General features: G+C 73.3%; 18 protein-coding genes. 13 read left to right on the forward strand and 5 right to left on the reverse strand.

Going from position 1 to position 23292, the window contains the following annotated elements:
- The first annotated feature begins 177 nt into the window (after positions 1-177).
- The 5 genes from ACFVYI_RS10675 (at position 178) to ACFVYI_RS10695 (ending at position 7173) form a co-directional block, all read left to right on the forward strand.
- Positions 178-1560 (forward strand): MFS transporter, encoded by a 1383-nt coding sequence (locus ACFVYI_RS10675; RefSeq protein ID WP_387883228.1) that lies wholly within the window; start codon positions 178-180, stop codon positions 1558-1560.
- 33 nt (positions 1561-1593) lie between these two features.
- Positions 1594-2121: a GNAT family N-acetyltransferase gene (locus ACFVYI_RS10680; RefSeq protein WP_387883230.1), complete on the forward strand. Its 528-nt coding sequence runs from the start codon at positions 1594-1596 to the stop codon at positions 2119-2121.
- A gap of 119 nt (positions 2122-2240) precedes the next feature.
- Complete coding sequence (locus ACFVYI_RS10685; RefSeq protein WP_387883232.1) at positions 2241-2582, forward strand: DUF4229 domain-containing protein; 342 nt, start codon at positions 2241-2243, stop codon at positions 2580-2582.
- A 14-nt stretch (positions 2583-2596) separates the two neighbouring features.
- Positions 2597-3682, forward strand: a complete 1086-nt coding sequence (locus tag ACFVYI_RS10690) for a LacI family DNA-binding transcriptional regulator (protein ID WP_387883235.1) — start codon at positions 2597-2599, stop codon at positions 3680-3682.
- Positions 3683-3843: 161 nt separating this feature from the next.
- A complete protein-coding gene (locus tag ACFVYI_RS10695) occupies positions 3844-7173 on the forward strand; it encodes an SdrD B-like domain-containing protein (RefSeq protein ID WP_387883237.1) in 3330 nt (1109 codons plus the stop codon).
- Positions 7174-7273: 100 nt separating this feature from the next.
- Here the strand turns inward: ACFVYI_RS10695 and ACFVYI_RS10700 are convergent, their stop codons facing one another.
- Positions 7274-8482 (reverse strand): MFS transporter, encoded by a 1209-nt coding sequence (locus ACFVYI_RS10700; RefSeq protein ID WP_387883240.1) that lies wholly within the window; start codon positions 8480-8482, stop codon positions 7274-7276.
- 430 nt (positions 8483-8912) lie between these two features.
- On the opposite strand from ACFVYI_RS10700, the gene ACFVYI_RS10705 reads away from it, so the two are divergent.
- Positions 8913-10259, forward strand: a complete 1347-nt coding sequence (locus ACFVYI_RS10705; protein WP_387883242.1) for a dicarboxylate/amino acid:cation symporter — start codon at positions 8913-8915, stop codon at positions 10257-10259.
- A gap of 118 nt (positions 10260-10377) precedes the next feature.
- Here the strand turns inward: ACFVYI_RS10705 and ACFVYI_RS10710 are convergent, their stop codons facing one another.
- Together ACFVYI_RS10710 and ACFVYI_RS10715 are read right to left on the reverse strand one after the other, a co-directional pair.
- Entirely contained in the window at positions 10378-12315 is a 1938-nt protein-coding gene (locus ACFVYI_RS10710) for a DUF1906 domain-containing protein (protein WP_387883245.1), read from the reverse strand.
- 333 nt (positions 12316-12648) lie between these two features.
- Complete coding sequence (locus ACFVYI_RS10715) at positions 12649-13593, reverse strand: LuxR C-terminal-related transcriptional regulator (protein ID WP_387883247.1); 945 nt, start codon at positions 13591-13593, stop codon at positions 12649-12651.
- A gap of 167 nt (positions 13594-13760) precedes the next feature.
- Here ACFVYI_RS10715 and ACFVYI_RS10720 point away from each other — a divergent pair, with 167 nt between their 5' ends.
- Positions 13761-15050 (forward strand): MFS transporter, encoded by a 1290-nt coding sequence (locus ACFVYI_RS10720; RefSeq protein ID WP_387883249.1) that lies wholly within the window; start codon positions 13761-13763, stop codon positions 15048-15050.
- Between the two features lie 147 nt (positions 15051-15197).
- Here the strand turns inward: ACFVYI_RS10720 and ACFVYI_RS10725 are convergent, their stop codons facing one another.
- Entirely contained in the window at positions 15198-15401 is a 204-nt protein-coding gene (locus tag ACFVYI_RS10725; protein WP_057227626.1) for a cold-shock protein, read from the reverse strand.
- Between the two features lie 322 nt (positions 15402-15723).
- Here ACFVYI_RS10725 and ACFVYI_RS10730 point away from each other — a divergent pair, with 322 nt between their 5' ends.
- From ACFVYI_RS10730 to ACFVYI_RS10755, 6 genes are all read left to right on the forward strand, one after another.
- On the forward strand, positions 15724-16623 hold the full coding sequence (locus tag ACFVYI_RS10730) for a menaquinone biosynthetic enzyme MqnA/MqnD family protein (RefSeq protein WP_387883251.1): 900 nt from the start codon (positions 15724-15726) through the stop codon (positions 16621-16623).
- A 316-nt stretch (positions 16624-16939) separates the two neighbouring features.
- Entirely contained in the window at positions 16940-18691 is a 1752-nt protein-coding gene (locus tag ACFVYI_RS10735) for a serine/threonine-protein kinase (RefSeq protein WP_387883253.1), read from the forward strand.
- Positions 18692-18784: 93 nt separating this feature from the next.
- Complete coding sequence (mqnC, locus tag ACFVYI_RS10740) at positions 18785-20008, forward strand: cyclic dehypoxanthinyl futalosine synthase (protein WP_360624661.1); 1224 nt, start codon at positions 18785-18787, stop codon at positions 20006-20008.
- 150 nt (positions 20009-20158) lie between these two features.
- Positions 20159-20944, forward strand: coding sequence for a hypothetical protein (locus ACFVYI_RS10745; protein WP_387883255.1), 786 nt, complete (start codon positions 20159-20161; stop codon positions 20942-20944).
- A 232-nt stretch (positions 20945-21176) separates the two neighbouring features.
- Positions 21177-21764 carry a hypothetical protein gene (locus ACFVYI_RS10750; protein ID WP_387883257.1) on the forward strand — a complete coding sequence of 196 codons (588 nt, stop codon included), beginning with the start codon at positions 21177-21179 and terminating at the stop codon, positions 21762-21764.
- A gap of 147 nt (positions 21765-21911) precedes the next feature.
- On the forward strand, positions 21912-22607 hold the full coding sequence (locus ACFVYI_RS10755; protein WP_387883259.1) for a demethylmenaquinone methyltransferase: 696 nt from the start codon (positions 21912-21914) through the stop codon (positions 22605-22607).
- 123 nt (positions 22608-22730) lie between these two features.
- On the opposite strand, the gene ACFVYI_RS10760 is transcribed toward ACFVYI_RS10755, so the two are convergent.
- Positions 22731-23141 (reverse strand): MarR family winged helix-turn-helix transcriptional regulator, encoded by a 411-nt coding sequence (locus tag ACFVYI_RS10760; RefSeq protein WP_387883362.1) that lies wholly within the window; start codon positions 23139-23141, stop codon positions 22731-22733.
- Positions 23142-23292 lie beyond the last annotated feature (151 nt).

Here is a 23292-nt window from a genome sequence, read left to right on the forward strand (position 1 = left end):
CCGAGCCACCGTCGCCCGGCTCCCTCGCCCTGGGCCCGGCTTCTCGGCGGTTCTCGGTTCCCGGGCCCCGCCTATCCGGTCGCCGATCAGCGTACGCCGGGCCGCTGGCCCGATCCTTACGAAAGCTGGCAGTCAGGCCACTCGTGGTGGTTCGTCCGGTTCGGGAGACTCGGCCGGGTGAACGAACGCAACGCCCCCACGCCGGGCCCCGCCCCCACACCGGGCCCGACCGTCACGCAGGACTCCGCCACGCAGGACCCCGCCCCGGGGGCTCTCCCGAAGCCGGGCAGGGCCGCCGGCCGGCCCCGGCTGCACTACGCCTGGGTGGTCGCCGCCGTCTCGCTGCTGGTGCTGCTCGGATCGGCCGGATTCCGCTCCGCGCCCAGCCTGATGATGGACGCGCTGCACAACGAGTTCGGCTGGTCGATGGGGACGATCTCCAGCGCCACCTCGGTCAACCTCGCCCTCTACGGCCTCACCGCGCCCTTCGCCGCCGCCCTGATGGACCGTTTCGGCGTCCGGCTGGTGGTGGTCTGCGCCCTGCTGACCATCTCGGTCGGCGCCGGGCTCACCATGCTGATGCGCGAGCCCTGGCAACTGGTGCTCTGCTGGGGTGTGTTGGTGGGCCTCGGCAGCGGCTCGATGGCCGGGGCCTTCGCCACCACCGTCACCGGCCGCTGGTTCCGCGCCCGTCAGGGGCTGGTCACCGGCGTGCTCACGGCGGCCGGCGCGGCGGGCAACCTGATCTTCCTGCCGGTCGGCGCCTGGCTGGTCGAGCAGCACGGCTGGCGCTCGGCGGTCGTCGTCGTCTCGCTGGCGGCCAGCGCCGTCGCCGTCCCGGTGCTGCTGCTGATGCGCGAGCGGCCCGCCGATCTCGGCCTGCTCCCGTACGGCGCGACCGAGGCTCCGCCCGCACCGGCCACCGACAACCGGGCGCTGGCCCGCTCGCTGCGGGTGCTCCGCGAGGCGTCCCGCAGCCGCGCCTTCTGGCTGCTCGCGGCCTCCTTCGCGATCTGCGGCGCGACCACCAACGGCCTGGTCGGCACCCACTTCATCCCCGCCGCCCACGACCACGGACTGCCCGTGACCACGGCGGCGAGCCTGCTGGCGCTGATCGGGATCTTCGACGTGGTCGGCACGATCGCCAGCGGCTGGTTCACCGACCGCTTCGACTCCCGGACGCTGCTGGTCGCCTACTACGCGCTGCGCGGGCTCTCGCTGCTCCTGCTGCCGCAGCTGTTCGCCGGCTCGCTGGAGCCGCCGATCCTGGCCTTCGTGATCTTCTACGGCCTGGACTGGGTGGCCACCGTGCCGCCGACCGTCGCGCTCTGCCGCCGGCACTTCGGTGACGACGCGCCGATCGTCTTCGGCTGGGTGCTGGCCTGTCACCAGATCGGGGCGGCCGCGGTGGCCGGGCTGGCCGGTCTCGCCCGGGACGCGCTCGGCACCTACGACCTCGCCTGGTACGCGGCCGGCGGGCTCTGCGCGGTCGCCGTCCTGCTCTGCCTGGCGTTGCGGGGGACGGCGCCGGTCCGGCCGGCCGCGGCACTCCCGCGATGAGCCTGTCGTGACCGGCGGCTAGGCTCGGCAGCCATGACGCTTGCCTTCACCCTCGATCCCGAGCCCGATCCCGACCTGCGCTCCGACATCGTCCGGCTCTGGACCGACGTCACCAACGCCGGCGGCGCGGTCGGCTTCGTGGCACCGGTGACGGAGGACGAGGTCTGGAAGACCGCGGACGCACAGTTCGTCGGCATCGCGCCGGCCGGGCCGGACCGGCTGCTGATCGCCCACGAGCGCGAGAGCGGCCGGCTCGCCGCCCTGCTGTTCTTCGACTCCATGCGGTTCGGCCCGATGGACCACTGGCGGATGCTCAAGCGCGTCATGGTCCACCCCGACTTCCAGGGGCGCGGCTACGGCGCCGACCTGATGGCCGAGGCCGAGCGGGTGGCCCGGGCCTGGGGGTTGGAGGGGCTGCGGCTGACCCTGCGCGGCGGTCTCGGGCTGGAGGCCTTCTACGGCCGCTGCGGCTACACCGAGGTCGGCCGGGTCCCCGCCGCGATCCGGGTGGCTCCCGGGGACGACCGCGACGACGTCACGATGTGGCTCGACCTGCGCTGACGGCACGGGCCGCGCGGCGGCCGGGCGCGGGGACGGGCGACCCGTTCCCCGCGCGGTCCGTCGGGCATGCTTCACTGGGAGACCGGCCCAGACCCCGCGCAGAGAAGGATGTGTCCTCCGTGAGCAGCAATGTGAGCAACAAGTCCCACGCCACGCTCCGTTACACCTCCATGCGGGTCAGCATCTTCCTCGGCTGCCTGCTGGTCGCCCTGCTGCTGGGCCACTTCCAGGTCATCCCGGTGAAGGGCCAGACCGGCGCGATCTTCCTGTTCCTGGTGGCCGCGGTGGTCTCGGCGCCGCTGAGCTACGTCCTGCTGAGCCGCCAGCGCGACGAGATGTCGGCCCAGATCTCCGGCAAGGTCGACGGCGTCCGCAGCCGGACGGCCGAGCGGATCGCCAGCCAGAACGCCGAGGAGGACGCGGCCGACGACGCCGCGCGCGCGACCGCCCTGCAGGGCTGATCCGCGCCGCCGCCGTGCCCGCTCCCGATCCCGATCCGCCGGCCGACCCGCTGCCCGAGCCCGCGTCACCGCAGGGCGAGCACGTCAGCGGCACCTGGCCGGCTCCGGTCCGCAAGCCCACCGGGCGGGACGTGGCACGGCTCGCCGGGGTCTCGCAGGCCACCGTCTCGCTGGTGTTCTCCGGCTCCGAGGCCGGCCGCCGGGTCTCGGACGCCACCCGTGAACGCGTCCGGGAGGCGGCCCGCGGCCTCGGCTACCGCCCGCAGGCGGCCGGTCGGCAACTGCGCCTCGGCCGCAGCGGCATGATCCTGCTGGCCGTGCCGAACATCCTCGGCCCGTTCTTCGGCCGGGTGCTGGAGGGCGTCCACGAGGAGGCCGGCCGGCACGGCCTGGCCGTCGTGGTCAGCTCCGGCTGGGGGAGTGCCACCCTCGCCGACGCGGCCACCACCAGCCGGTTCGACGGCCTGCTGATCTGCTCGCCGGACGACAGCCAGCTCGGTGAGCTGCCCTCCGACACCCCCGTCGTCTTCCTGGACGCCGACCCCGGCACCGACCGGGCCCGCCCGACCGTCGAGCTGGACGTGGCCGGCGGCATGCGCGCCGCCGTCGAGCACCTGGCCGGGCTGGGCCACCGGCGGATCGGCCGGTTGCGCTCCACCCACTCCGCCTACACCTTCCGGGTCCGCCAGGCCGCGTTCGAGCAGGCCGCCGCGGCGTTCGGCCTGGAGGTGGTCGAGCTGGGCGTCAGCCTCAACGAGGGTCAGCCCGCCGCCCGCAGCGCCGCCCGCCGGCTGTTGGAGGGCCCCGACCGCCCGCACGCGGTGATCTGCGACGACGACGTGGTGGCGTCCGGGGTCTACCAGGCGGCCGCCGAACTGGGCCTGCGGGTGCCCGCGGACCTCTCGGTGGTCGGGATCGACAACATCCCGGTGGCCGAGCTGCTCACCCCGCCGCTCACCACCGTCGACCTCCCCGGCGAGGAACTGGGCCGGGCCGGGGTCGCGGCCCTCGCCGACCTGCTCCGCGGCGAGCCGGTCGTGCCGGTGGCGCCGCTGGCGACCTCGCTGGTGCTGCGCTCCTCGACCGCGGCCGACGCCTGAGCCGGTACCTCTTCCGGCACCGTCGCCGGTCCTCCTCCGGTGCCGCCGCCGACACCTCGGCCACCGGGAAGGGCCGTTCGGATTCGTACGAACAGGTGAAATTCCGTCAGGACGTCTCGCGCCGCAGCGCCGGGCGAATAAGCGGACGATGAGATTTCGTCATGCGGACGCTCCGATCCAGACCTCCACGCCTGCCACGCCTGGCACGGCTGGCCGCCGCCCTCGGGCTGCTAGGCGGCACCTTGCTCACCGGCACCCTGGGTGCCCCGCCCGCCGAGGCCGCCGTCACCTTCACCAAGACGGTCGACGAGGCCACCCCGGTACCGGGCGAGAACGTCACCTACACCCTGCGCTACACCTGCTCGGTGACCGACTGCACCAACGGCCTGATCACCGACACGCTGCCGGCCGGGATGGAGTTCGTCGGCTGGACCCCGGACCCGTCGACGGTCGACGTCGCCGGGTCGACCGTGCCCGCCGCCGGCGCAGTCGGCGCCACCATGGCGATCAAGCTCAAGGCCCTCACTCCGGGCACCACCGCCACCATCACGGTCGTGCTGAAGTACCCCAACTTCTCCACGGCGAACGGGACGAAGAGCACCAACTCCGCCACCCTCACCGCCGACGGCGAGCCGCCGCTGACCGGTACCGCCGACACCACCGCCGTCGTCCAGCCCAGCTACAACGTCACCAAGGGCGTGCAGGGCAGCAGCCAGGACGGCCGCCTGGTGACGTACCAGTTCAGCGCCTGCTCCAGCGCGGGGGTGCCCAACGTCGACCTGGACGCCAGCCGGCTGGTGGACACCCTGCCGCCGGGCGCCGTCGTCGACACCGGCCGCTCGCCCGGCTGGGTCCAGGACCCGCCCGGCTCCACCACCTGGGTGTACGACAACGGGGCCTTCCGGGCCGGCAACGGCCAGGCCGGCTGCCGGATTCCCGGTGTGCTGGTCGTCTACTACCCGGAGGACACCTTCCCCAGCGGCACCAGCGCGCCCAACGGCGTGGTGCTCAAGGGCGACCCGCTCGGCGCCGAGCCCGAGCGCGACCTCTCCACCGCCGACACCACCACCCCGGTCTTCCAGCCGCCCGTCACTGGGGTCCAGGTCTCCGCGTCCAAGGTCTGGCAGAACGCGGTCTCCGGCGACATCGCCTCCTTCAGCCTGCGCCCCGGCAACGTGGCCGCCCCCGTCACCAGCCTGGTGATGACCGACCCCGGCAGCGGCACCACCGCGGACCTCTACAACTGGCTCGCCCCGCAGTCCATCCAGCTGGAGGCGTGGAACCCGACCTCGATCGGCCTGCTGCTGGAGTACCGCCTCGACGGTGACGCCGGCTGGCTGCCGTTCACCCCGGGCAGCCCCTTCAACGGCTCCTCCGCCCGCCGCGTCACCTTCGCCCAGGGGGCCGGGGACCCGGCCAACGACGTCCTCGGCATCCCGGCCGGCCGCCGTCTGGACGGGCTGAGGTTCACCTGGACCGGCCCGATCCCCACCGGCTGGAGCCCCGGCAGCGGTGTCCAGGTGCTCGCCCAGGTGATCACCCCCGGCCTCGACGGCCGGCCCGCGCCGGTGCCGCTGCACAACTGCGTCGACGTCCTCGGCACCGACGCCGGCGGCGCGACCTCGGCGGCCGGCGCCTGTGCGGACTCCACCGTCACCGCCGCCACCAACCTGGGCGCCGCCAAGACCACCGTCTCCGGCGCCGTCCTCTCGCCCGGCGGGACCGCGACCTTCCAGGTGATCCCGTACAACCACACCGGCCGCACCCTGGACCGCCCGCTCGTCCTCTACGACCTGCTGCCGCCCGGCATGGTGTACGTCGAGGGCTCCGCCCGCCGCGACACCTCCTGGCCGGACTCGGTGGCACCCTCGGAGGTCACCGTCCTGCCCGGCCCCGACGGCCGCCAGCTGCTGAGGATGACCTGGCCCGCCGGCAGCCCGGACATGACGTACCTGCACGACAACCTCGCCTACCGCACCCTGATCGACGTCCAGGTGGCCGGCAGCGCCCGGCCCGGTGACCTCACCAACGACATCTACGTGACGGCGGACGGCGCCGGTCCGCCGGTGGCCTGCTTCTACTACGGCAACGACACCGGTGTCCCGGACACCCAGGACCTCGACCGCGACGGTGACACCGCCGAGCAGCTCTGCCACGCGTCCTCCCAGGTGGAGGTGCAGGTGCCGGCCGTGCTGCGGGCCTTCAAGGAGGTCAAGGGCGACCGGGACGCCGACTACGGCAGCACCGGCACGGCCACCCCGGGCGGGCAGATCTCCTACCGGATGACCGTCCGCAACGACTCGCCGGACCCGGTGACCGACTTCGTCGCCTACGACAAGCTGCCGGTGCCCGGCGACGGCTACGTGCTGCGCCCGGACACCCCGCGCGGCTCCGCCTGGACGCCGTCGCTGGTGCAGCCGCTGGTCGCGAGCGACCCGACCGTGGTGATCGAGTACACCACCTCCGCCGACCCCTGCCTGCCCGGCGAGTTCGCCGTGGCCGGGCCGTGCGACGCCGGTGCGCAGTGGAGCACGACGTTCCCCGGGCCCGGCGCGGCGACCTGGTTCCGGGTGCGGCGGCCCGGTGCGCTGGAGTCCGGCGGCCAGTTCACGCTCACCTGGTCGATGGCCGCCTCGATCGACGCCGGGGAGTCCGACTTCGCCTGGAACAGCTTCGCCTACACCGCGACCGACGCCGACGGCCGCCCGCTGCTGCCCGCCGAGCCCGCCAAGGTCGGCGTCGGCGTGGAGTGGCCGACCCCGCCGAACAACGCGCTCGGCGACTTCGTCTGGAACGACCTGAACAAGGACGGGGTGCAGCAGCCCGGCGAACCCGGTCTGCCCGGCGTGCGGGTCGAACTGCTGGACGGCGCCGGCCGGGTCCTGCGGGACAAGGACGGCAGGCCGGTCGCGACGGTGACCGACGCGAGCGGGCACTACCTGTTCGAGCGGCTGCCGGACGGCGACTACGCGGTCCGCTTCGACCTGGCGACCCTGCCGAAGGACGCCACGGTGACGCAGCGGGCGGCCGGGAGCGACCGTGCCCTGGACTCCGACGCGGACCCGGCGACCGGCATCACCCAGACGGTGCGGCTGACCGGCGGGGCACGGGATCTCGACCTCGACCTGGGCGTGGTGGTGCCGGTGCCGCCGTCCCCGTCGCCCTCCCCCACGGTGAGCCCTTCGCCGACGCCCACGCCGTCGCCCACGCCGACCCCGACCCCGTCGCCGACGCCCACGCCGTCACCGACGGTGAGCCCGTCGCCGTCGTGGTCCCCGTCGTGGTCGCCCTCGCCGTCCGCGTCCACGGGTGAGCCCTGGTCACCGACGCACTCGCCGCACCCGCCGCAGCCGACGCCGAGCCACGGCGGCGAGCTGCCCGGCACCGGTGGCGGCGTCGGCGCCCTCGCGGGCATGCTCGGCGCGGCCGTCCTCGGCGCCGGCCTGCTGCTCGCCCTGATCGCCTGGGGAGGCCGCGGCCGCCACAGCTGATCGATGCCGGGTCGCCCTGACGGGTGACCTCGGCGAAAAGTGACCGCGCCCGTCGGCCAGACCACCCGGTCCGACGGGCGCGGTCACGTCCTGGGGTGGCTCAGCCCACCGGTACCGGCTGCGCCACCGGGGCCGCCGGCAGGGGCTGGAACCAGCGGCGGGCGCCGAAGAGCAGCAGCCCGCCCAGCGCGATCCCGCCGGCCGCGCAGAGCGCCACCGGGCGCAGCGAGTCCTCCGCGAGGTTGCCGGAGACGGCGTAGCCGAGCGAGTTGCCGGTCGCGAACAGCGTCACCAGCCAGGCGAACGCCTCGGTCACCGTGCCGACCGGTGCCAATTCGGCGACCAGCACGAACGCGGCCGCCAGCAGCGGCGCCAGCCCGATCCCGGAGAGGAATGCCAGCGCGGCCATCGGGTACGGCCCGGGCAACAGCACCAGCGGCAGGTAGGTGACGGCCATCCCGAGCGCCATCACCCAGGTGCGGGTCGCCGTGCTGCTGCGCCACCGCACCGCCCCGTACCCGAGCGCGCCGAGCAGTCCGCCCAGCGCGGCCAGCGCCAGCAGCGTTCCCGCGCCGCCCGGCAGGCCGCCCTCGTGCGCCTCCGCGTAGGCGATGAACAGGACGTTCTGGGCGCCGACCGCCCAGCCGGCGCCGGCCAGACCGATCAGCAGCAGCACCAGGCCCGGCGAGCGGAGCGGTCCGAGCAGGCCGGCCGAGTGCGCGCGCGGCGGTGCCTGCCAGGCCCGGGCCGGTCCGGCGGTGGCCACGACCAGCGCCCCGGCCAGCCCCAGTCCGGCCGCCACCCAGAGCGCCGCGACCGGACTGAACACGCCCGCGATCCCGGCCACCGCGAGCGGGCCGGCCACGTAGAGGATCTGCTGCGAGGCGGAGTCGAAGGCGTACGCGGTGTCGAGCTGCTCCTCCTCGACGACATCCGGCCAGAGCGAGCGCAGGCAGGGTTCGAGCGGCGGCATCGCCAGCCCGGCGATGGCGGCGCCGACCGGCGCGGCCAGCGCCGATCCCGGTGCGAGCGCCAGCAGCGCGTACCCGCCGCCCGCGACCACGGCGGAGGCGAGCAGGACCCGCGGCTGCCCGGTGCGGTCCACGATCCGGCCCAGGACCGGCCCGCCCACGGCGGCCGAGATCGCGTAGGCGGCGGTGGCCAGTCCGATCCGGCTGTACGGGGTGCCGGCCTCGCGCAGGGCCAGCGCGATCACCAGGGCGGTCATCCCGGCGGGCAGGCGGCCGAGCAGGGTGCCGAGGAGCAGGCGGCTGACGTGCGGGGCACGGAGCAGGGCGAGATAGCCCATGGACGGTTCTCCGGGTCTGGGCAGGGGTGGGTGGGGGCTGCCCTCCAAGTTATACGTATAACCGCTGAGCGGTCAATCGGCCCGGGTGTGCGATCTGATGCTGCGTCAGCCTCGTTCGTGTCCGGATTTCGCCTTACGCGGTCCACATCTCAAACAAGTACTTTGAACATCTCAAACCTTTACTGCTAACGTATCGGCCATGACCACCTCAGGAGCAGCGCGGATGCACGGCTTGGGCGCGATGCCCACGGCCGCCCGCGCGTGCTGCCTGACGGGTGCCGTGGACAGCCCGCGACGTTGTCGTGCCATGAGCTGTATTCAGGCGGCACGCCCCTGACGGGGCCGAGTCCTCCCCGTCCGGCCCACCCGCCGTGCCGCCTTCCTCGCCTCACCTCATCGTCAGCAACGCCCTCCCCGGAGCCGCACCGTCATGTCCACAGCGCCTGAGGCGACCTCGTCGCCGTCCGTGCTCGCCAGAATCCGCAAGACCCCGTTCTGGGTCCAGATCGTCGCCGGCCTCGTGCTCGGCGTCGGCCTCGGCTACCTGGCCCGCGCCGCCGACATCTCCTGGCTGGCCACCACCCTGGAGACCATCGGCAAGATCTTCGTCCAGCTGCTGAAGCTGGCCGTCCCGCCGCTGGTCTTCACCGCGATCGTGGTGTCCGTCGCCAACCTGCGCAACGTCACCAACGCGGCCCGGCTGGCCGTCCGGACGCTGCTCTGGTTCCTGATCACCTCGCTGATCGCCGTCGCGATCGGCCTGGGCCTGGGCCTGCTGACCAACCCGGGCGAGGGTACGAACCTCAAGACCGAGGGCCTCAAGGCGCCGAAGTCCACCGGTAGCTGGATCGACTTCCTGACCGGCATCTTCCCGACCAACATCGTCACCGCGTTCACCGAGGTCGAGGTCCTGCAGATCGTCTTCCTGGCGGTCGTGACCGGCGCGGCGATCATCAAGCTGGGCAGCAAGGCCGAGCCCGTCCTCAAGCTCAGCGAGTCCGTCCTGGAGCTCGTCCAGACCGCCCTCTGGTGGGTCATCCGGCTCTCCCCGCTCGGCACCCTCGGCCTGATCGGCAAGTCCGTCGCCAAGTACGGCTGGGACCTGCTGAAGCCCTTCGCCACGCTGACCATCGACGTCTACGTCGGCTGCGCGCTGGTGCTGTTCGTGGTCTACTCCCTGCTGCTGAAGTTCGTCGGCGGTCTCAACCCGCTGAACTTCTTCAAGGGCGCCTGGCCCGCCATCCAGCTGGCCTTCGTCTCCCGCTCCTCGGTCGGCACCCTGCCGGTCACCCGCCGCGTCACCGAGCGCCTCGGCGTCCCGAGCGAGTACGCCTCGTTCGCCGTGCCGTTCGGCGCGACCACCAAGATGGACGGCTGCGCCGCGATCTACCCGTCGCTGGCCGCGATCTTCGTCGCCCAGGTCTACGGCATCGACCTCGGCATCAAGGACTACCTGCTGATCGCCTTCGTCTCGGTCATCGGCTCGGCCGCGACCGCGGGCCTCACCGGCGCGATCGTGATGCTGACCCTGACCCTCTCCACCCTGGGCCTGCCCCTGGAGGGCGTCGGCCTCCTCCTCGCGATCGACCCGATCCTCGACATGGTCCGCACCGCGACCAACGTCGCCGGTCAGGCCGTCGTGCCGATCCTGGTGGCGGCCCGCGAGAAGACCCTCGACCTGGTCGCCTACAACAACCCGCACGGTGACCTGTACGAGGACGCCCCCTCGGTCACCGTCCCGGCGCAGGCCACCGCGAAGGCCACCGCCGCGGCCTGACGACCGCGGACCACGGCAACGGGCCCTCTCCCCACACCGGGGAGAGGGCCCGTTGCCGTCGTTGAGGCGGCTCAGCGGCTCGGCGGGTCCGGCCGCTCAGCGGTCGCCGGCCGCCCGGTCACCAGCGACCGGTGAGCGGGACGTCGCCGGCCTCGCCGAACCGGAGGCTGTAGAGCGGCGCGCCGAAGTCCTGGAACGCGCCGTAGAAGCTCGCCGCGCTCGGCCGGAAGACGCCGACCTTGTCCGTTCCGCTGCCGTTCCAGTCACCCTTGACCGGGACGTCGCCGGTGTCGCCGAACGGGACGGCGTGGTCGATGGCGATCGACGTGTTGGAGTTGCTCAGGTAGAAGCCGTGCGCGCTCGGCCGGTAGATCCCGACGGTGTCCTTGCCCGTACCGCTCCAGTTGCCGACCATCGGAATGTCCCCGAAGTCGCCGAACGGGATCGCGAGCGCGACGTTCGCGTTGTCGTTGGTCAGGTAGAACGCCCCGTCACGAGGCCGGTAGACGCCGATGGTGTCCCGGCCCTGGCCGGTCCAGTCCCCGACCAGGGGGATGTCGCCGGTGTCGCCGAACGGGATCGCGAGGGCGATGTTCGCGTTGTCGTTGGTCAGGTAGAACGCCGCGTCGCTCGGCCGGTAGATGCCGATGGTGTCCCGGCCCGGTCCGCTCCAGTGCCCGGTGAGCGGAACGTCGTTCGCGGAACCGAAGGGCACGGCGCGGGTGAGGTTCCCGAGGCTGTCGGCCACCGCGAAGGTCTGGCCGGCCGGGCGGTAGATGCCCGTCTGGGTGGGCCTGCCGTTCGGCGTGGTGGTGATCTGGACGTCGAGGTAGTCGCGGTCGATGCCGATCGTGACACCGCCCCAGCTCTCGGTGGCGTTGCCGTCGTACTGGTGGACCCGCTGGTGACCGGCCCAGGCGGCGCTCGGGATCACCGGGTCGCCGGTGTCCGCCACGCCGTTCCACCGCGCGGTGAACAGCGCGTCGGGCATGGCGTAGCCCTTGCCGCTCGTGCCGGCGCCGACCAGGTCCGCGATGCCGGTCGAGGCGCTGCTGTAGATGCCCGAGTTGTAGCCCAGCGCGTGGAGTTCGGTGGTCCAGGCGGACAGGAACGGCTGGACCGCCCCGGAGTACGTCGCGACGTTGTAGGACTCGATGTCGTAGTACAGGACGTTCCCCGGGCCGAGCCCGAGGGCCGAGGCCTGCGCCACGGCGTCGTCGGCCGCGGCGGTGCCCTGAGCGACCGGCGAGGTGATCTTCGAGGCCTGGGCACCGACGTAGACCGGCATGAAGCGCCAGCCGGCGGTGTACTGCTGCTGCATCCAGGCGGCCGTCAGGTTGGGCTGGCTGCAGGCCCGGGCGGCTCCGCCGATGTAGATGCCGATGGCCTGGTAGGGGGAGGCGGCCCGCCAGGCGGCCATCGCGGCGGGGTCGGGCGCGGTGCAGGCGTCGAAGCCCTTGCCCGTGTACCTGGTCGCGTCGGCCGGCAGCGCGGGCGGGGTCGCCGCGGCCGAGGCGGGTGCTGCGGCGGCGGACTCGGCGGCCGGGGCTCCGGCGATCGGGGACGAGGGCTTGGCGGTCCCGCCCGGGGCCGGCTTCTTCGCCGTGCCGCCGGGGAAGCCGGCCGAGGCGAGGACGGTCCGGACCAGCGTCAGGTCGTCGCCGTAGACGCCGGTGGCCGTGACGCCGGGAGCGGTGGCGCGGACCTCGCGCTCGATCTCCGAGACGGTCGTGGCGGACGCGGCGCCGTCGGGACCGGGCTCCACCAGCAGTGCCTCGGTCCGGCCCACCAGGTGCGCGGGGCAGTCCTGGCGGGTCCCGGGGGTGCCCAGGTAGACGGCGTGCTGGTCGAAGCGGACACAGGCCGTCGGATCGGCCGTCAGGTCGATCACCGGCCAGTCGGCCGGCACCGTGAACGTGTGGCCGAGGTAGGAGACGTTCTTGGTGGGGGCCGGCGACGGGCCGGGGGCGGCCTGCGCCGATCCCAGACTCCCGACGGACAGGACGGCCGTCGCGCCGAGGGCGGTGAGTATTCGGCGACGGGCGCCGGATCGCATGGTGATGACGTTCTCCCTGTGGGAAGCGGCCCGGGCGGTGCCGGGGCTCACGGTTGGTCCGCGCCCGGGCACCGACGGTCGGGCCGGGGGTGCGGCAGCACAGCATAGGGACCATGGCTGACGGATCGACAACAGCTTTTGCGACTGGTGTTCGTATTGCGAGGTCAGGTGGCCGGTGGGCGACTGGCGGCCTCTGCCGGGCCCGGGGCGGTAGGGCTCCTCGGACGCGTGGGAGCCCGTACGGGAGCGTGCCGGATGATCGGAGACCGCTCCTGCAGGGCCGGCGACGGGAGCGGCCCGAATTCGGGTCCGGCCCGAGCCGGGTGGGCGGGGTCAGTCGGCCGGTCGGTCGGTTGCCCGGAGGATCTGCCTCGCCCTCGTCAGGTACCCGGCCTGGAAGCGGCTCTCGGCCCCGAGCAGCCCGAAGATCTCGGCGATGTACTTGCGGCAGGTCCGCAGGGAGACGCCGAGCCTGCGGGCGATGGTCTCGTCCCGCAGGCCTTCGCTGAGCATGGCGAGGATCGCGCTCTGCACCTCGTCGCGGACCTCGGCGTGCGGGTCGCAGGGGTTGTAGGGGGAGGCCAGGTTCCAGCTGCGGTCGAAGGTGTCGCAGAGGTACGCCACCGTGGACGGGTCGCGTACCGCCACGGCGCCGTCGGTGGCGTGCGGGACGAGAACGAGACGCCGGTCGAAGGCGATCATCCGGCCGCCGAGTTCGGCCAGGGTCCGGGCGGCGGCCCCGGCCCCGACCAGCTCGGCCACCCGCTCCTGCGTCGGGGAGTGGTAGCGGGCGGTGTGGTGGTGGAGGAGGCGAACGCGGACACCGCGCCGGGCGAGGGCGAGTTCGTCGAAGGGCCAGGCCCCGTCCGGCTGGGTGATCAGCACCTCGGTGCGTGCGGCCGCCGCGGCCTCCTCGATCAGGGCGAGGACGGCCGCGATCGAGGCGACCGGTTCGAGCGGCGCCTCGGGTGTCCGGGCCGCGTACAGCTCGCTGAGCGCGGCCACCGCGGCCCGGGCGTCGCCGAGTTCGGCCAGGTCGCGGCGGAGCCGGGCTTCGGCGGTGACCACGGTGGCGCCGGCCGAACGCGGGTCGACCGCCTCCCAGCGGCCGTTCGCGCCCGCGCGCAGCAGACCGGCGGCGGCCAGGGCCCGGACCCGCCCGGCCGCTCCGCCCACCTCGGCCGTTTCGACGCCACCGCGCTCGACGGCGTGGCGGTAGAGGTCGAGGTCCTCCGGGCCGAGGGCGCTCAGCTTCTCCGTGATGTCCGATTCCGTCATAGTTCGTCCCCCGTGCAGCTTGCTGTGGCTCACCATCATGCGATCGAGGGGTCATCGACCACGAGCCCGCTCCGACGCGATGCTGATCACGGTTCGCGAGGCGCCTCCCCGAGCCGCGACCGACCGCTCCGACCGCTCCGCGCGACCACACCTCCCAGGGGACACCCATGCCCGGAACCACCATCACCACCGGTACCACCGAAGGTGTCGGTACCACCGCCACCACCCCGCTCCTGAGCCGCCCCGACTTCGCCCGGCTCTGGACGGCCCAGACCGCCTCCCTGTTCGCCGCCCAGATCGGCGACCTCGCGCTCCCGCTCACCGCGGTGCTCGTCCTCGCCGCCGGCTCCGAACAGGTCGGCCTGCTCGCCTCGGTGGCCCGGCTGCCGTACCTGCTGCTCGCCCTGGCCGCCGGGGTGCTGGCGGACCGTCTCCGCCGCCGTCGGCTGATGATCGTGGCCGACCTCGGCCGGGCACTCCTCCTCGCCGCCGTGCCGTTGCTGTACTGGGCCGACGCGTTGGGCATCGGCGTGCTCTACGCGACCGCCTTCCTGGTCGGCTGCGGCACGGTGCTGTTCGACGTGGCCGCGCAGGCGTACCTGCCCCGGCTGCTGCCCCGGGAGGACCTGGCGCGCGGCAACGCACTGCTCGGCTCCAGCCAGTCGGCGGCGACGATCGGCGGCCCGGCGCTCGGCGGACTGCTGGTGCAGTGGCTGACCGCGCCGGTGGCGGTCTGCGCGGCGGCGCTCTCCTACGCCGGCTCGGTGGTGAGCCTGCTGTCGATCCGCCACCGGGAGGAACGCCGGCCGGAGCGGACGGCCGGGAAGCCGCTGCGGGAGATCCGGGAGGGGCTGGCGCTGCTGCTGCGCAGTGAGCGGCTGCGGACGATGGCGGTCATGGCCGCCGTCTTCAACCTCTTCTTCACCGCCTTCGAGGTGGCCTACCTCCAGTACCTCCCGCGCACCCTGGGCCTGTCGCCCGGCGCGATCGGCTTGGTGCTGGCGGCGCTCGGCCCGGGCTTCCTGCTGGGTGCGGTGTTCGCGGCCCGGCTGCCGGTCCGGCTCGGCTACGGGCGGACGCTGGTGCTGACCGCCCTGGTGGCCAACCTGGTGATGCCGTTGACCGCACTGGTGCACGGCGGGACGGTGCTCTCCGTCGGCGCGCTGATGGTGATCAACCTGCTCTTCGCGGCCTTCGGCACCGCCAACAACGTGACGGTGCTGACCATCCGCCAGTCGATCACCCCGGACGGGCTCCAGGGGCGGGTGGCGGCGACGAACCGCTTCGTCGCGATGGGAGCGGCCCCGCTGGGCGCGCTGCTCGGCGGCGGGCTGGGCGCCGGCCTCGGCCTGCGCGGCACGGTGCTGGTGACGGCGCTCGGGCTCTGCGTGGCGCTGGTGCCGCTCGGGCTCTCCTCGCTGGCCCGGATCGGGGGCGAGCTGCCGATCGCGCCCTGAGCGGGCCGGAGGGTGAGCGGAAAGGCAGGGGGCCCGGCAGAGAAATGGCCGGGCCCCCTTGGGTACTGCTCTTGTGCTCATGATGACGGCCACGGGGGCCGTCTGCGGACCCGAGGGGTCCCGAGCGATCAGGTCATCAGAGGATGATCAGATAGCGGTAACGTTCTCCGCCTGCGGGCCCTTCGGGCCCTGGGTGACGTCGAAGCTGACCGCCTGGTTCTCCTCCAGCGAGCGGAAACCGTTCGCGTTGATGGCGGAGTAGTGGACGAAGACGTCGGGGCCGCCGCCCTCCTGGGCGATGAAGCCGAAGCCCTTCTCAGCGTTGAACCACTTGACGGTTCCCTGAGCCATGCCGTTCTCCTTGCGAGGGACGTATTGGGGGCCACACCGTGTGGCACCCGGTCCGCTGCGCTGATCGCCCTGCCTCCGGACGGGTCCGGAGTTTTTCGATATTGCTGAAAAACTACAAAAAGCCTGCGGTTACATGCTCCGCAGGCTTCAAGTACTGCAAGGGGAATCAAACTGCAACTGAGGGCAACGCTAGCATGCGGCCGCTGTGACGACCAGAGGTGACTTGCGGGCCGGACAGGGCGTGTCGTAAGGCCGGTGCGAGGCTTCCGGAACGGCGGGCATACCCTGCGGGGAGGCGCACGAACAGCAAGGGAGCGGCGCAGTGGCGGTACCGGATGCGGAAACGCAGGAGCCCCAGGAGAACCCCCCGGTCAGGCCGCGGGTCGGGCATATTCAGTTCCTGAACTGCGTACCCCTCTACTGGGGTCTGGCCAGGACGGGCAATCTGCTCGACCTGGACCTCACCAAGGACACTCCGGAGAAGCTCAGCGACCTGTTGGTCGGCGGCTCCCTGGACATCGGCCCGATCACCTGCGTCGAGTACCTGCGGCACGCGGACGAACTGCTGGTGCTGCCCGACATCGCGGTCGGCAGCGACGGCCCGGTGATGTCCTGCGTGATCGTCAGCAAGGTCCCGCTGGCCGAACTGGACGGACGCCGGGTCGCCCTCGGCTCCACCAGCCGGACGTCGGTGCGGCTGGCCCGGTTGCTGCTGGAGGAGCGCGAGGGCGTGCGGCCGGAGTACTTCAGCTGCCCTCCCGACCTGGACGCGATGCTCGCCGAGGCCGACGCCGCCGTGCTGATCGGCGACCCGGCCCTGCGGGCCTACCTCGGACAGGCGGCCGCGCAGGGTCTGGCCGTGCACGACCTCGGAGCGATGTGGAAGGAGTGGACCGGGCTGCCGTTCGTCTTCGCCGTCTGGGCCGCCCGCCGCGACTTCGCCGAGCGCAGCCCCGAGCTGACGGCGGCGGTGCACCGGGCCTTCCTGGAGTCCCGCGACCTCTCGCTGGTGGAGGCCCGTGCGGTCGCCGAGCACGCGGCCCGCTGGGAGCAGTTCGACGCCGAGGTGCTGGAGCGCTACTTCAGCGAGGCGCTGGACTTCTCGCTCGGCGAGCGGCAGCTGGCGGGCATGGCCGAGTTCGCCGGCCGGGTCGCCCACGACAGCGGCTTCGCCCCGGACGTCATGGTCCGGCTGCTGGAGCCGGTGCCGGTGGTGGTCTGACCGCGGGTCTGTTCGAACGCTCGGACCGAGCGGCGGGGGGCGGACCACGCGGGGCAGGGGCGGAGCGAAGAGGCGGAGGAGCGGAGGAGCGAGGAAGGGGCGGGCGGTACCCGGGGGAGGGGTACCGCTTGCCCCCGTCGGTACGGGGTGCGGTTGTCCCCTCGGTTGTCCCCTCGGTTGTCCCCCTCGTCTGTCCCGCCGCGTTTGTCCCCGCGCCCGCCCCGCGCGGCCCGGTAGCGTCTGCACGCGAGATCCGTGGCATCGGCGGCGCCCGAAGGCGGCGGCGACGGCCGGGCGGCTGAGGGGAGCGTGCGCGATGCAGGCACTGGGGGCGGACGACCCGCGCCAGGTGGGCGGGTACCGGTTGCTGCGGCGGCTCGGCTCGGGAGGGATGGGCCGGGTCTACCTCGGCCGGACGGCCGGTGGCCGCACGGTGGCCGTCAAGGTGGTCCGCGGCGAGCTCGCGGAGGACGCCGAGTTCCGGGCACGGTTCCGGCAGGAGGTCGCGGCCGCCCGCCGGGTCGGCGGAGCCTGGACGGCGCCCGTGCTGGACGCGGACACCGAGGGCGAGCACCCCTGGGTGGCCACCGGCTACGTCGCCGGCCCCGCGCTCGGCACCGCCGTCCGCGACTTCGGGCCGCTGCCCGAGCAGGCCGTACGGACCCTCGGTGTCGGGCTCGCCGAGGCGCTGGCCCATGTGCACGGCCTCGGGCTGGTGCACCGGGACGTCAAGCCGTCCAACGTCCTGCTGACCCTGGACGGGCCGCGCCTGATCGACTTCGGCATCGCCCGCGCGCTGGACGCGACCAGCGGCTTCACCCGGTCCGGCTACGTGGTCGGCTCACCCGGCTTCATGTCGCCGGAGCAGGCGAACGGGCAGCCGGCCGGTCCGCCGAGCGACGTCTTCTCACTCGGCGCGGTGCTCGCCTTCGCGGCCACCGGTGTGCAGCCCTTCGGCGAGGGGGTGAGCGTGGCGGTGCTGCTCTACCGGGTGCTGCACGAGGAGCCGGACCTCTCCGGGCTCGCCGGGCCGCTGCGCCCGGTCGTGCTGGACTGCCTGGCCAAGGACCCGGCCGCCCGCCCGACCCCGCTGCAGCTGCGGGACCGGTTGGACGCCGACGGCGCGGCCACCGTCCGGCTGGGGCGGGGCGGCTGGCTGCCGCCCGCGCTGGCCTCGGGGGTCGGCCGCAGCGCCGTCGAACTGCTCGACCTGGAGGGCGAGGTGGAGGCGGGGGGAGCAGGCGTCCCGCGGGGCCCCGCTTCGGCGCCGGGTGATTGGGCGGCGGGTGGTTCGAGCGCGGGTGGTTCGAGCGCGGGTGCTTCGGGCGCGGGTGGTTGGGCGGCGGGCGCTTCGGGCGCAGGTGCTTCGGAGGGCCGGACGCCGACCGATCGCGTGCCGGTCGACCGGGTGCCGCAGGACCGGACGCCGACCGAGGCGGTGGAGCGGACGGCGGCGCGTCGGACCCGGACGGGGGTGGTGGTCGCGATGGCGGTCGTCGTGCTGCTCTCGGCCGGCGGCTACGGCCTCTACCGCGGGTTCCGGGGCGAGGCGACCCCGGAGTACACGCCCACCGCGGGGACGACCGTCTCCTCCTCGTTCAGCTGGTCGGCCACCGCGACCTCCACCACCTCCTCGTCCACCACCTCCTCGTCCACCACGCCGACCGCCAGCCCGGCGCCCCCGCCGGGCACCGCCTCCGGCCCGAGCGTCGTACCCGCCGGCTTCCTCGGCACCTGGCGCGGGGAGATGACCACCGATAAGGGGCTGCCCGCCGGCACCACCACACTGGTGATCGGCCCGGCCGCGATCGGACAGGAGAACACCACCAGCCGCAACGCCGTCACCGGGCTGATCTCCGTCAGCTGCGAGGGTGCCTGGACGCTGGACTCGGCGTCGGAGGGGAAGCTGGTGTTCACCTCCCGGTTGGTCCGCTCCTCGCTCCCGGGGGCGTGCAGCAGCGGCTCCAACGCGGAGACGCTCACCCTGCAGAAGGACGGCACCATCCGGTTCAGCTCCGCCGATCCGGCGGCCGGGAACCCGACCGGGACGATGCGGAAAGCGGCCTGACGGCAGAGTGCGAAAGCGCTGGCGTAGGCTGGTTCGGCCGTACCCGGAAGCACTGAAACACGCAGCAGTACCCGAGAGAGAGAAGGCCGCCAGGTGTCCGAGCTCGCAGCGACCACCCTCGATGCGCCCAGCACCGACCTGCAGGCCGTGCTCGACCGGGCGGCCGGCGGTGGCCGGATCAGCCCGGAAGAGGCCCTGGAGCTGTACCGCTCGGCGCCGCTGCACGCGCTCGGCTCGGCGGCCGACGCGGTGCGCCGCCGCCGCTACGCCGGTACCGAGCACATCGCGACGTACATCATCGAGCGGAACATCAACTACACCAACGTCTGTGTGACGGCGTGCAAGTTCTGCGCGTTCTACGTGCCGCCGAAGAGCGACAAGGGCTGGTCCCGCGACCTCGACGAGATCCTGCGCCGCTGCGCGGAGACGGTCGAGCTGGGCGGCACCCAGATCATGTTCCAGGGCGGGCACCATCCGGACTACGGCGTGGAGTACTACGAGCGCGCCTTCTCGGCGATCAAGGCGGAGTTCCCGCAGCTGGTGATCCACTCGCTGGGCGCCTCCGAGGTCGACCACATGGCCCGGATCTCGGGAGTGTCGATCGAGGAGGCCATCACCCGGATCCACAAGGCGGGCCTGGACTCCTTCGCGGGCGCCGGCGCCGAGTTGCTGCCGGCGCGACCGCGCAAGGCGATCGCACCGCTCAAGGAGTCCGGCGAGCGCTGGCTGGAGATCATGGAGGCGGCGCACGGCCTGGGCGTCGAGTCCACCTCCACCATGCTGATGGGCACCGGCGAGACCAACGCCGAGCGCATCGAGCACCTGCGGATGATCCGCGAGGTGCAGGACCGCACCGGCGGGTTCCGCGCCTTCATCCCGTACACGTACCAGCCGCAGAACAACCACCTCAAGGGCTCGACCCAGGCGACCGTCTTCGAGTACCTGCGGATGATCGCGATCGCCCGCCTCTTCCTCGACAACGTCGCCCACATCCAGGGCTCCTGGCTGACCACCGGCAAGGAGGCCGGCCAGCTGTCGCTGCACTACGGCGCGGACGACCTCGGCTCGGTCATGCTGGAGGAGAACGTGGTCTCGGCGGCCGGCGCCAAGCACCGGTCCAACCTCACCGAGCTGATCCACCTGATCCGGGCCGCCGACCGCGTCCCGGCCCAGCGCTCGACCACCTACGAGCACCTGCGGGTGCTGGACGACCCGGCCAACGACCCGGTCGACCCGCGGGTCGCCTCCCACATCGCCTCCACGGCGATCGCGGGCGGCACCGCGCACCCCGAGCTGAAGATCCTCGACAACGGCTGACGCCGGCTGACGCGGACGCAGCAGCGGTTGCCGGGGCGGCTGCCGCTGCTGCTTGTCTGCTGTGCCTGGGCCGTCAGTCGTCGGGACGACCTTGGGACGACCCAGCCGTTCCCACCTGATCGGTGCCGACCCCGCCCTGGTGACCTCGCCATGCTGACGCTGCACCGGGCCGCCCTCGTGCTGCCCGACCCGGCCGACCCCACCGCCCCGTCCATCGTCGACGGGGCGGTGCTGGTGCACGGCGAGCTGATCGCCGCCCTCGGTCCGTACGGGGAGCTGACCGCCGCCCATCCCCGGGCCCGGCTGCGGGACTGGGGCGACGGCCTGCTCACCCCCGGCCTGCTCAACCCGTACGGGCACTGGCTGCTGGAGTACGCGTACCACCCGGACCCGCGCGAGGAGATCGGGGACGCGCCGGTTCCCGGGGGCTTGGCGGCCCTTTCGGGCCTGACGGGCCTGACGGGGTCGGTGGGTCCGGTGGGTCCGGTGGGTCCGGTGGGTCCGGTTGACGAGGCGCGTTGCGGCGCGAGTGCCCGGCGTGGGCTTCAACGGATGCTCGGCTTCGGGGTGACGGCGGTGGCCGGCCCGTTCGAGCGGGCGGCGGTGCGTACGGCGGTGGCCCGTTCGGGGCTGACCGCGCTGCCCGGTGTGGACGGGCTCCCCGGTGCGGAGGGGCCGTTGGACCCGCTCGCCGTGCTGCCGTTCGCGGCGGCGGTGCAGGGGCGGCTGGCCGTTGGTGGGCGGGCCGACTTCGCCGTGTTCCGGTCCGGCGTGAGTGCCGAGGCGCGGGACGACGTGGAGGTCGAGGCGGGGGACGAGGCGGGGGACGAGCTGGGGCCCGAGGCGGAGGTCGAGGTGGGCTCCGAGATGGGCCCGCAGCCCGGGGGCTGTCTGGCGACCGTGCTGGCCGGGCGGTTGGTGTACCGCCGACGCTGAGTCCCGCCTACTCGCGGGTAGCCTGACTCCCGTATCAAGCGCGGGAGTTCCTTCGTGTGCCGCCGAACTGCACTGTTGGCCATATTGTCTGATTCACCCTTCGCCGTGACCTGAGGGCCCGCCAGCGGATACGATCCCGGTCAGCTCAGTCCGTACCCTCACCACACACCGCCCGTCCCCACGGGTGGCGGGGCCCCGTCCCAGGCCCCGAAGGCTAGCCAGGACAGGAACCATGCGATCCGCGACCGTCCCCCCGCCGCGCTTCCCGCGGTTGGGCCGTGGTTGGTACCTCACCGCCGTGCTCAGCGCCGTGCTGGCCGTCGGCATGTGCCTGCTCGGTTGGCGTCAGGCCGAACAGGCCGACCGGATCGGCGCGCACCCGGTGAGAGTGGACGGCGTCGTCACCCAGATGCCCACCGGCGGCGGCTCCTACAGCACCGTCAGCTACCGGGCCGCCGGTCAGCAGCACACCGCCGCGGCGCTGCCGCTGGCGGACGGCGCCAAGGTCGGTGACGCGGTCTGCCTGGAGCACGCCGCCGACGACCCCGGCGCGGTGCGGATCTGCGGCGCCACCTATCCGCAGCCGGTCGGCGTCGGGCTGGCACGGTTCAGCGTGCCGGTGGCCGTGCTGCTCTTCCTGATCTGCGTGCTGCGGATCCATCGGCATCGCCGGGCGGTCGCCATTCGCAGCGGCAACGGGCGGTTCGCCACCACCGTCGCCCTGGCGACCGGCGCGCTGGCCGAGGGAATGCCCGCGATAACGCAGGGCAAGCGCTCGCGCCGGAAGCGGCGCTCGGGCGGGCGGCGCGGCCTGCACTGAGGTCGCGCGCCCCACTTGCGCGCCCCGGCCGGGGCAGTCGCCGTCGGGGGCGTCAGCAGAGCGTCGGGGGCCCGCGGAGAGCCCGCGACGGGCGGGCGGCGTGCCCCCTTGCGGAACTCGTCGGCGCCAGGGTGAACAATGGGGGGCGTGACCCGAGCCTCTCTGGACAAGCAGCCGCACGAAGTCGCCGCCATGTTCGACGACGTCGCGGCCAAGTACGACCGCACCAACGACGTGCTCTCCCTCGGTCAGGCCCGCGCCTGGCGTCGGGCGGTGGCCGAGGCGGTGGCCGCCGGGCCGGGCGACGTCGTGCTCGACCTCGGGGCCGGCACCGGCACCTCCTCGCTGCCCTTCGCCGAGGCGGGCGCCACGGTCGTCCCGTGCGACTTCTCGGTCGGCATGCTCGCGGAGGGCAAGCGCCGCCACCCCGAGCTGCCGCTCACCGCCGGGGACGCGACCAGGCTGCCGTTCGCCGACAACACCTTCGACTCGGTGACGATCTCCTTCGCGCTGCGCAACGTGCAGGACACCGACGCCGGGCTGAGCGAGATGTTCCGCGTCACCAAGCCCGGCGGCAAGCTGGTGATCTGCGAGTTCTCGACGCCGACCTGGACGCCGTTCCGCACGGTCTACACCGAGTACCTGATGCGCGCGCTGCCGCCGGTCGCCACCGCCGTCAGCAGCAACCCGGACGCCTACGTCTACCTCGCCGAGTCCATCCGCGAGTGGCCGGACCAGCCCGCGCTGGCCGCCAAGCTGCAGGACGCCGGCTGGTCCAAGGTCGCCTGGCGCAACCTCACCGGCGGGATCGTCGCCCTGCACCGGGCCTACAAGGTCTCGTAGCGCGCGCCTGGCCCACGCGCGGGTGCTGGCCCACGCGCGGGTGGGCGGTCGGTGGTGTGCGGCGGGGGTCGGAGCCGGTCGGGGCGTTCGGGCGTGGCCGCCTGTGCGGTGCGCGCGGTCGGTTCAGCCGCGTGGCCAGACCACGCCCTGCAGGTCCTCGATCGAGCGGTTGAGCCGGGTCAGCGCCGTCGCCAGCCCGGCCACCTCGGCCTCCGACCAGCCCTTCAGGACCCGGTCGAGCCCCTCCTGGTGGCGGCGGCGATCCTCCGTGAGGGCCTCGCCGCCGACGACGGTGATGGCGAACTTGCGGGCCACCCCGCCGTCCGGGTCCGGGATGCGCTCCACCACACCCGCCCGGAGCATCGCGGCCGCCTGCCGGTTCACGGTGGAGGCGTCCAGCTGGAACGCCTCGGCGAGCTGTCCGATCGACATGGGCCCCTGTGCCTCGATCCGGGAGAGCAGCAGATAGGCGGAGCGCTCCAGGGCGCCGGTACTGCGCCCGCCGGCCATCGCGTGGTGACGCCCGATGAGCATCAGCTCCCGTTCGATGTCGTTCAGGTGGTCCCTCACGCGTGCCTCCGGGCGGCCGTACTCCCTGCGTCGTTCGCGTTCATGGTAACCATCGGAGCTTGATGTGCATGGTGCATGCAATATGTATAGTGCACATGACGAAGGGGATGTGCCC

This window comes from Kitasatospora sp. NPDC058218, assembly GCF_042882445.1.
In the GTDB taxonomy this organism is placed as follows: domain Bacteria; phylum Actinomycetota; class Actinomycetes; order Streptomycetales; family Streptomycetaceae; genus Kitasatospora.

Bases quoted from the DNA above. Each gene is read 5' to 3' on its own strand.
- ACFVYI_RS10680 (WP_387883230.1), top strand. From the start codon at position 1,594: ATGACGCTTGCCTTCACCCTCGATCCCGAGCCCGATCCCGACCTGCGC.
- ACFVYI_RS10695 (WP_387883237.1), top strand. From the start codon at position 3,844: ATGCGGACGCTCCGATCCAGACCTCCACGCCTGCCACGCCTGGCACGG.
- ACFVYI_RS10700 (WP_387883240.1), bottom strand. From the start codon at position 8,482: ATGGGCTATCTCGCCCTGCTCCGTGCCCCGCACGTCAGCCGCCTGCTC.
- ACFVYI_RS10705 (WP_387883242.1), top strand. From the start codon at position 8,913: ATGTCCACAGCGCCTGAGGCGACCTCGTCGCCGTCCGTGCTCGCCAGA.
- ACFVYI_RS10710 (WP_387883245.1), bottom strand. From the start codon at position 12,315: ATGCGATCCGGCGCCCGTCGCCGAATACTCACCGCCCTCGGCGCGACG.
- ACFVYI_RS10715 (WP_387883247.1), bottom strand. From the start codon at position 13,593: ATGACGGAATCGGACATCACGGAGAAGCTGAGCGCCCTCGGCCCGGAG.
- ACFVYI_RS10720 (WP_387883249.1), top strand. From the start codon at position 13,761: ATGCCCGGAACCACCATCACCACCGGTACCACCGAAGGTGTCGGTACC.
- ACFVYI_RS10725 (WP_057227626.1), bottom strand. From the start codon at position 15,401: ATGGCTCAGGGAACCGTCAAGTGGTTCAACGCTGAGAAGGGCTTCGGC.
- ACFVYI_RS10735 (WP_387883253.1), top strand. From the start codon at position 16,940: ATGCAGGCACTGGGGGCGGACGACCCGCGCCAGGTGGGCGGGTACCGG.
- ACFVYI_RS10745 (WP_387883255.1), top strand. From the start codon at position 20,159: ATGCTGACGCTGCACCGGGCCGCCCTCGTGCTGCCCGACCCGGCCGAC.
- ACFVYI_RS10750 (WP_387883257.1), top strand. From the start codon at position 21,177: ATGCGATCCGCGACCGTCCCCCCGCCGCGCTTCCCGCGGTTGGGCCGT.
- ACFVYI_RS10760 (WP_387883362.1), bottom strand. From the start codon at position 23,141: ATGCTCATCGGGCGTCACCACGCGATGGCCGGCGGGCGCAGTACCGGC.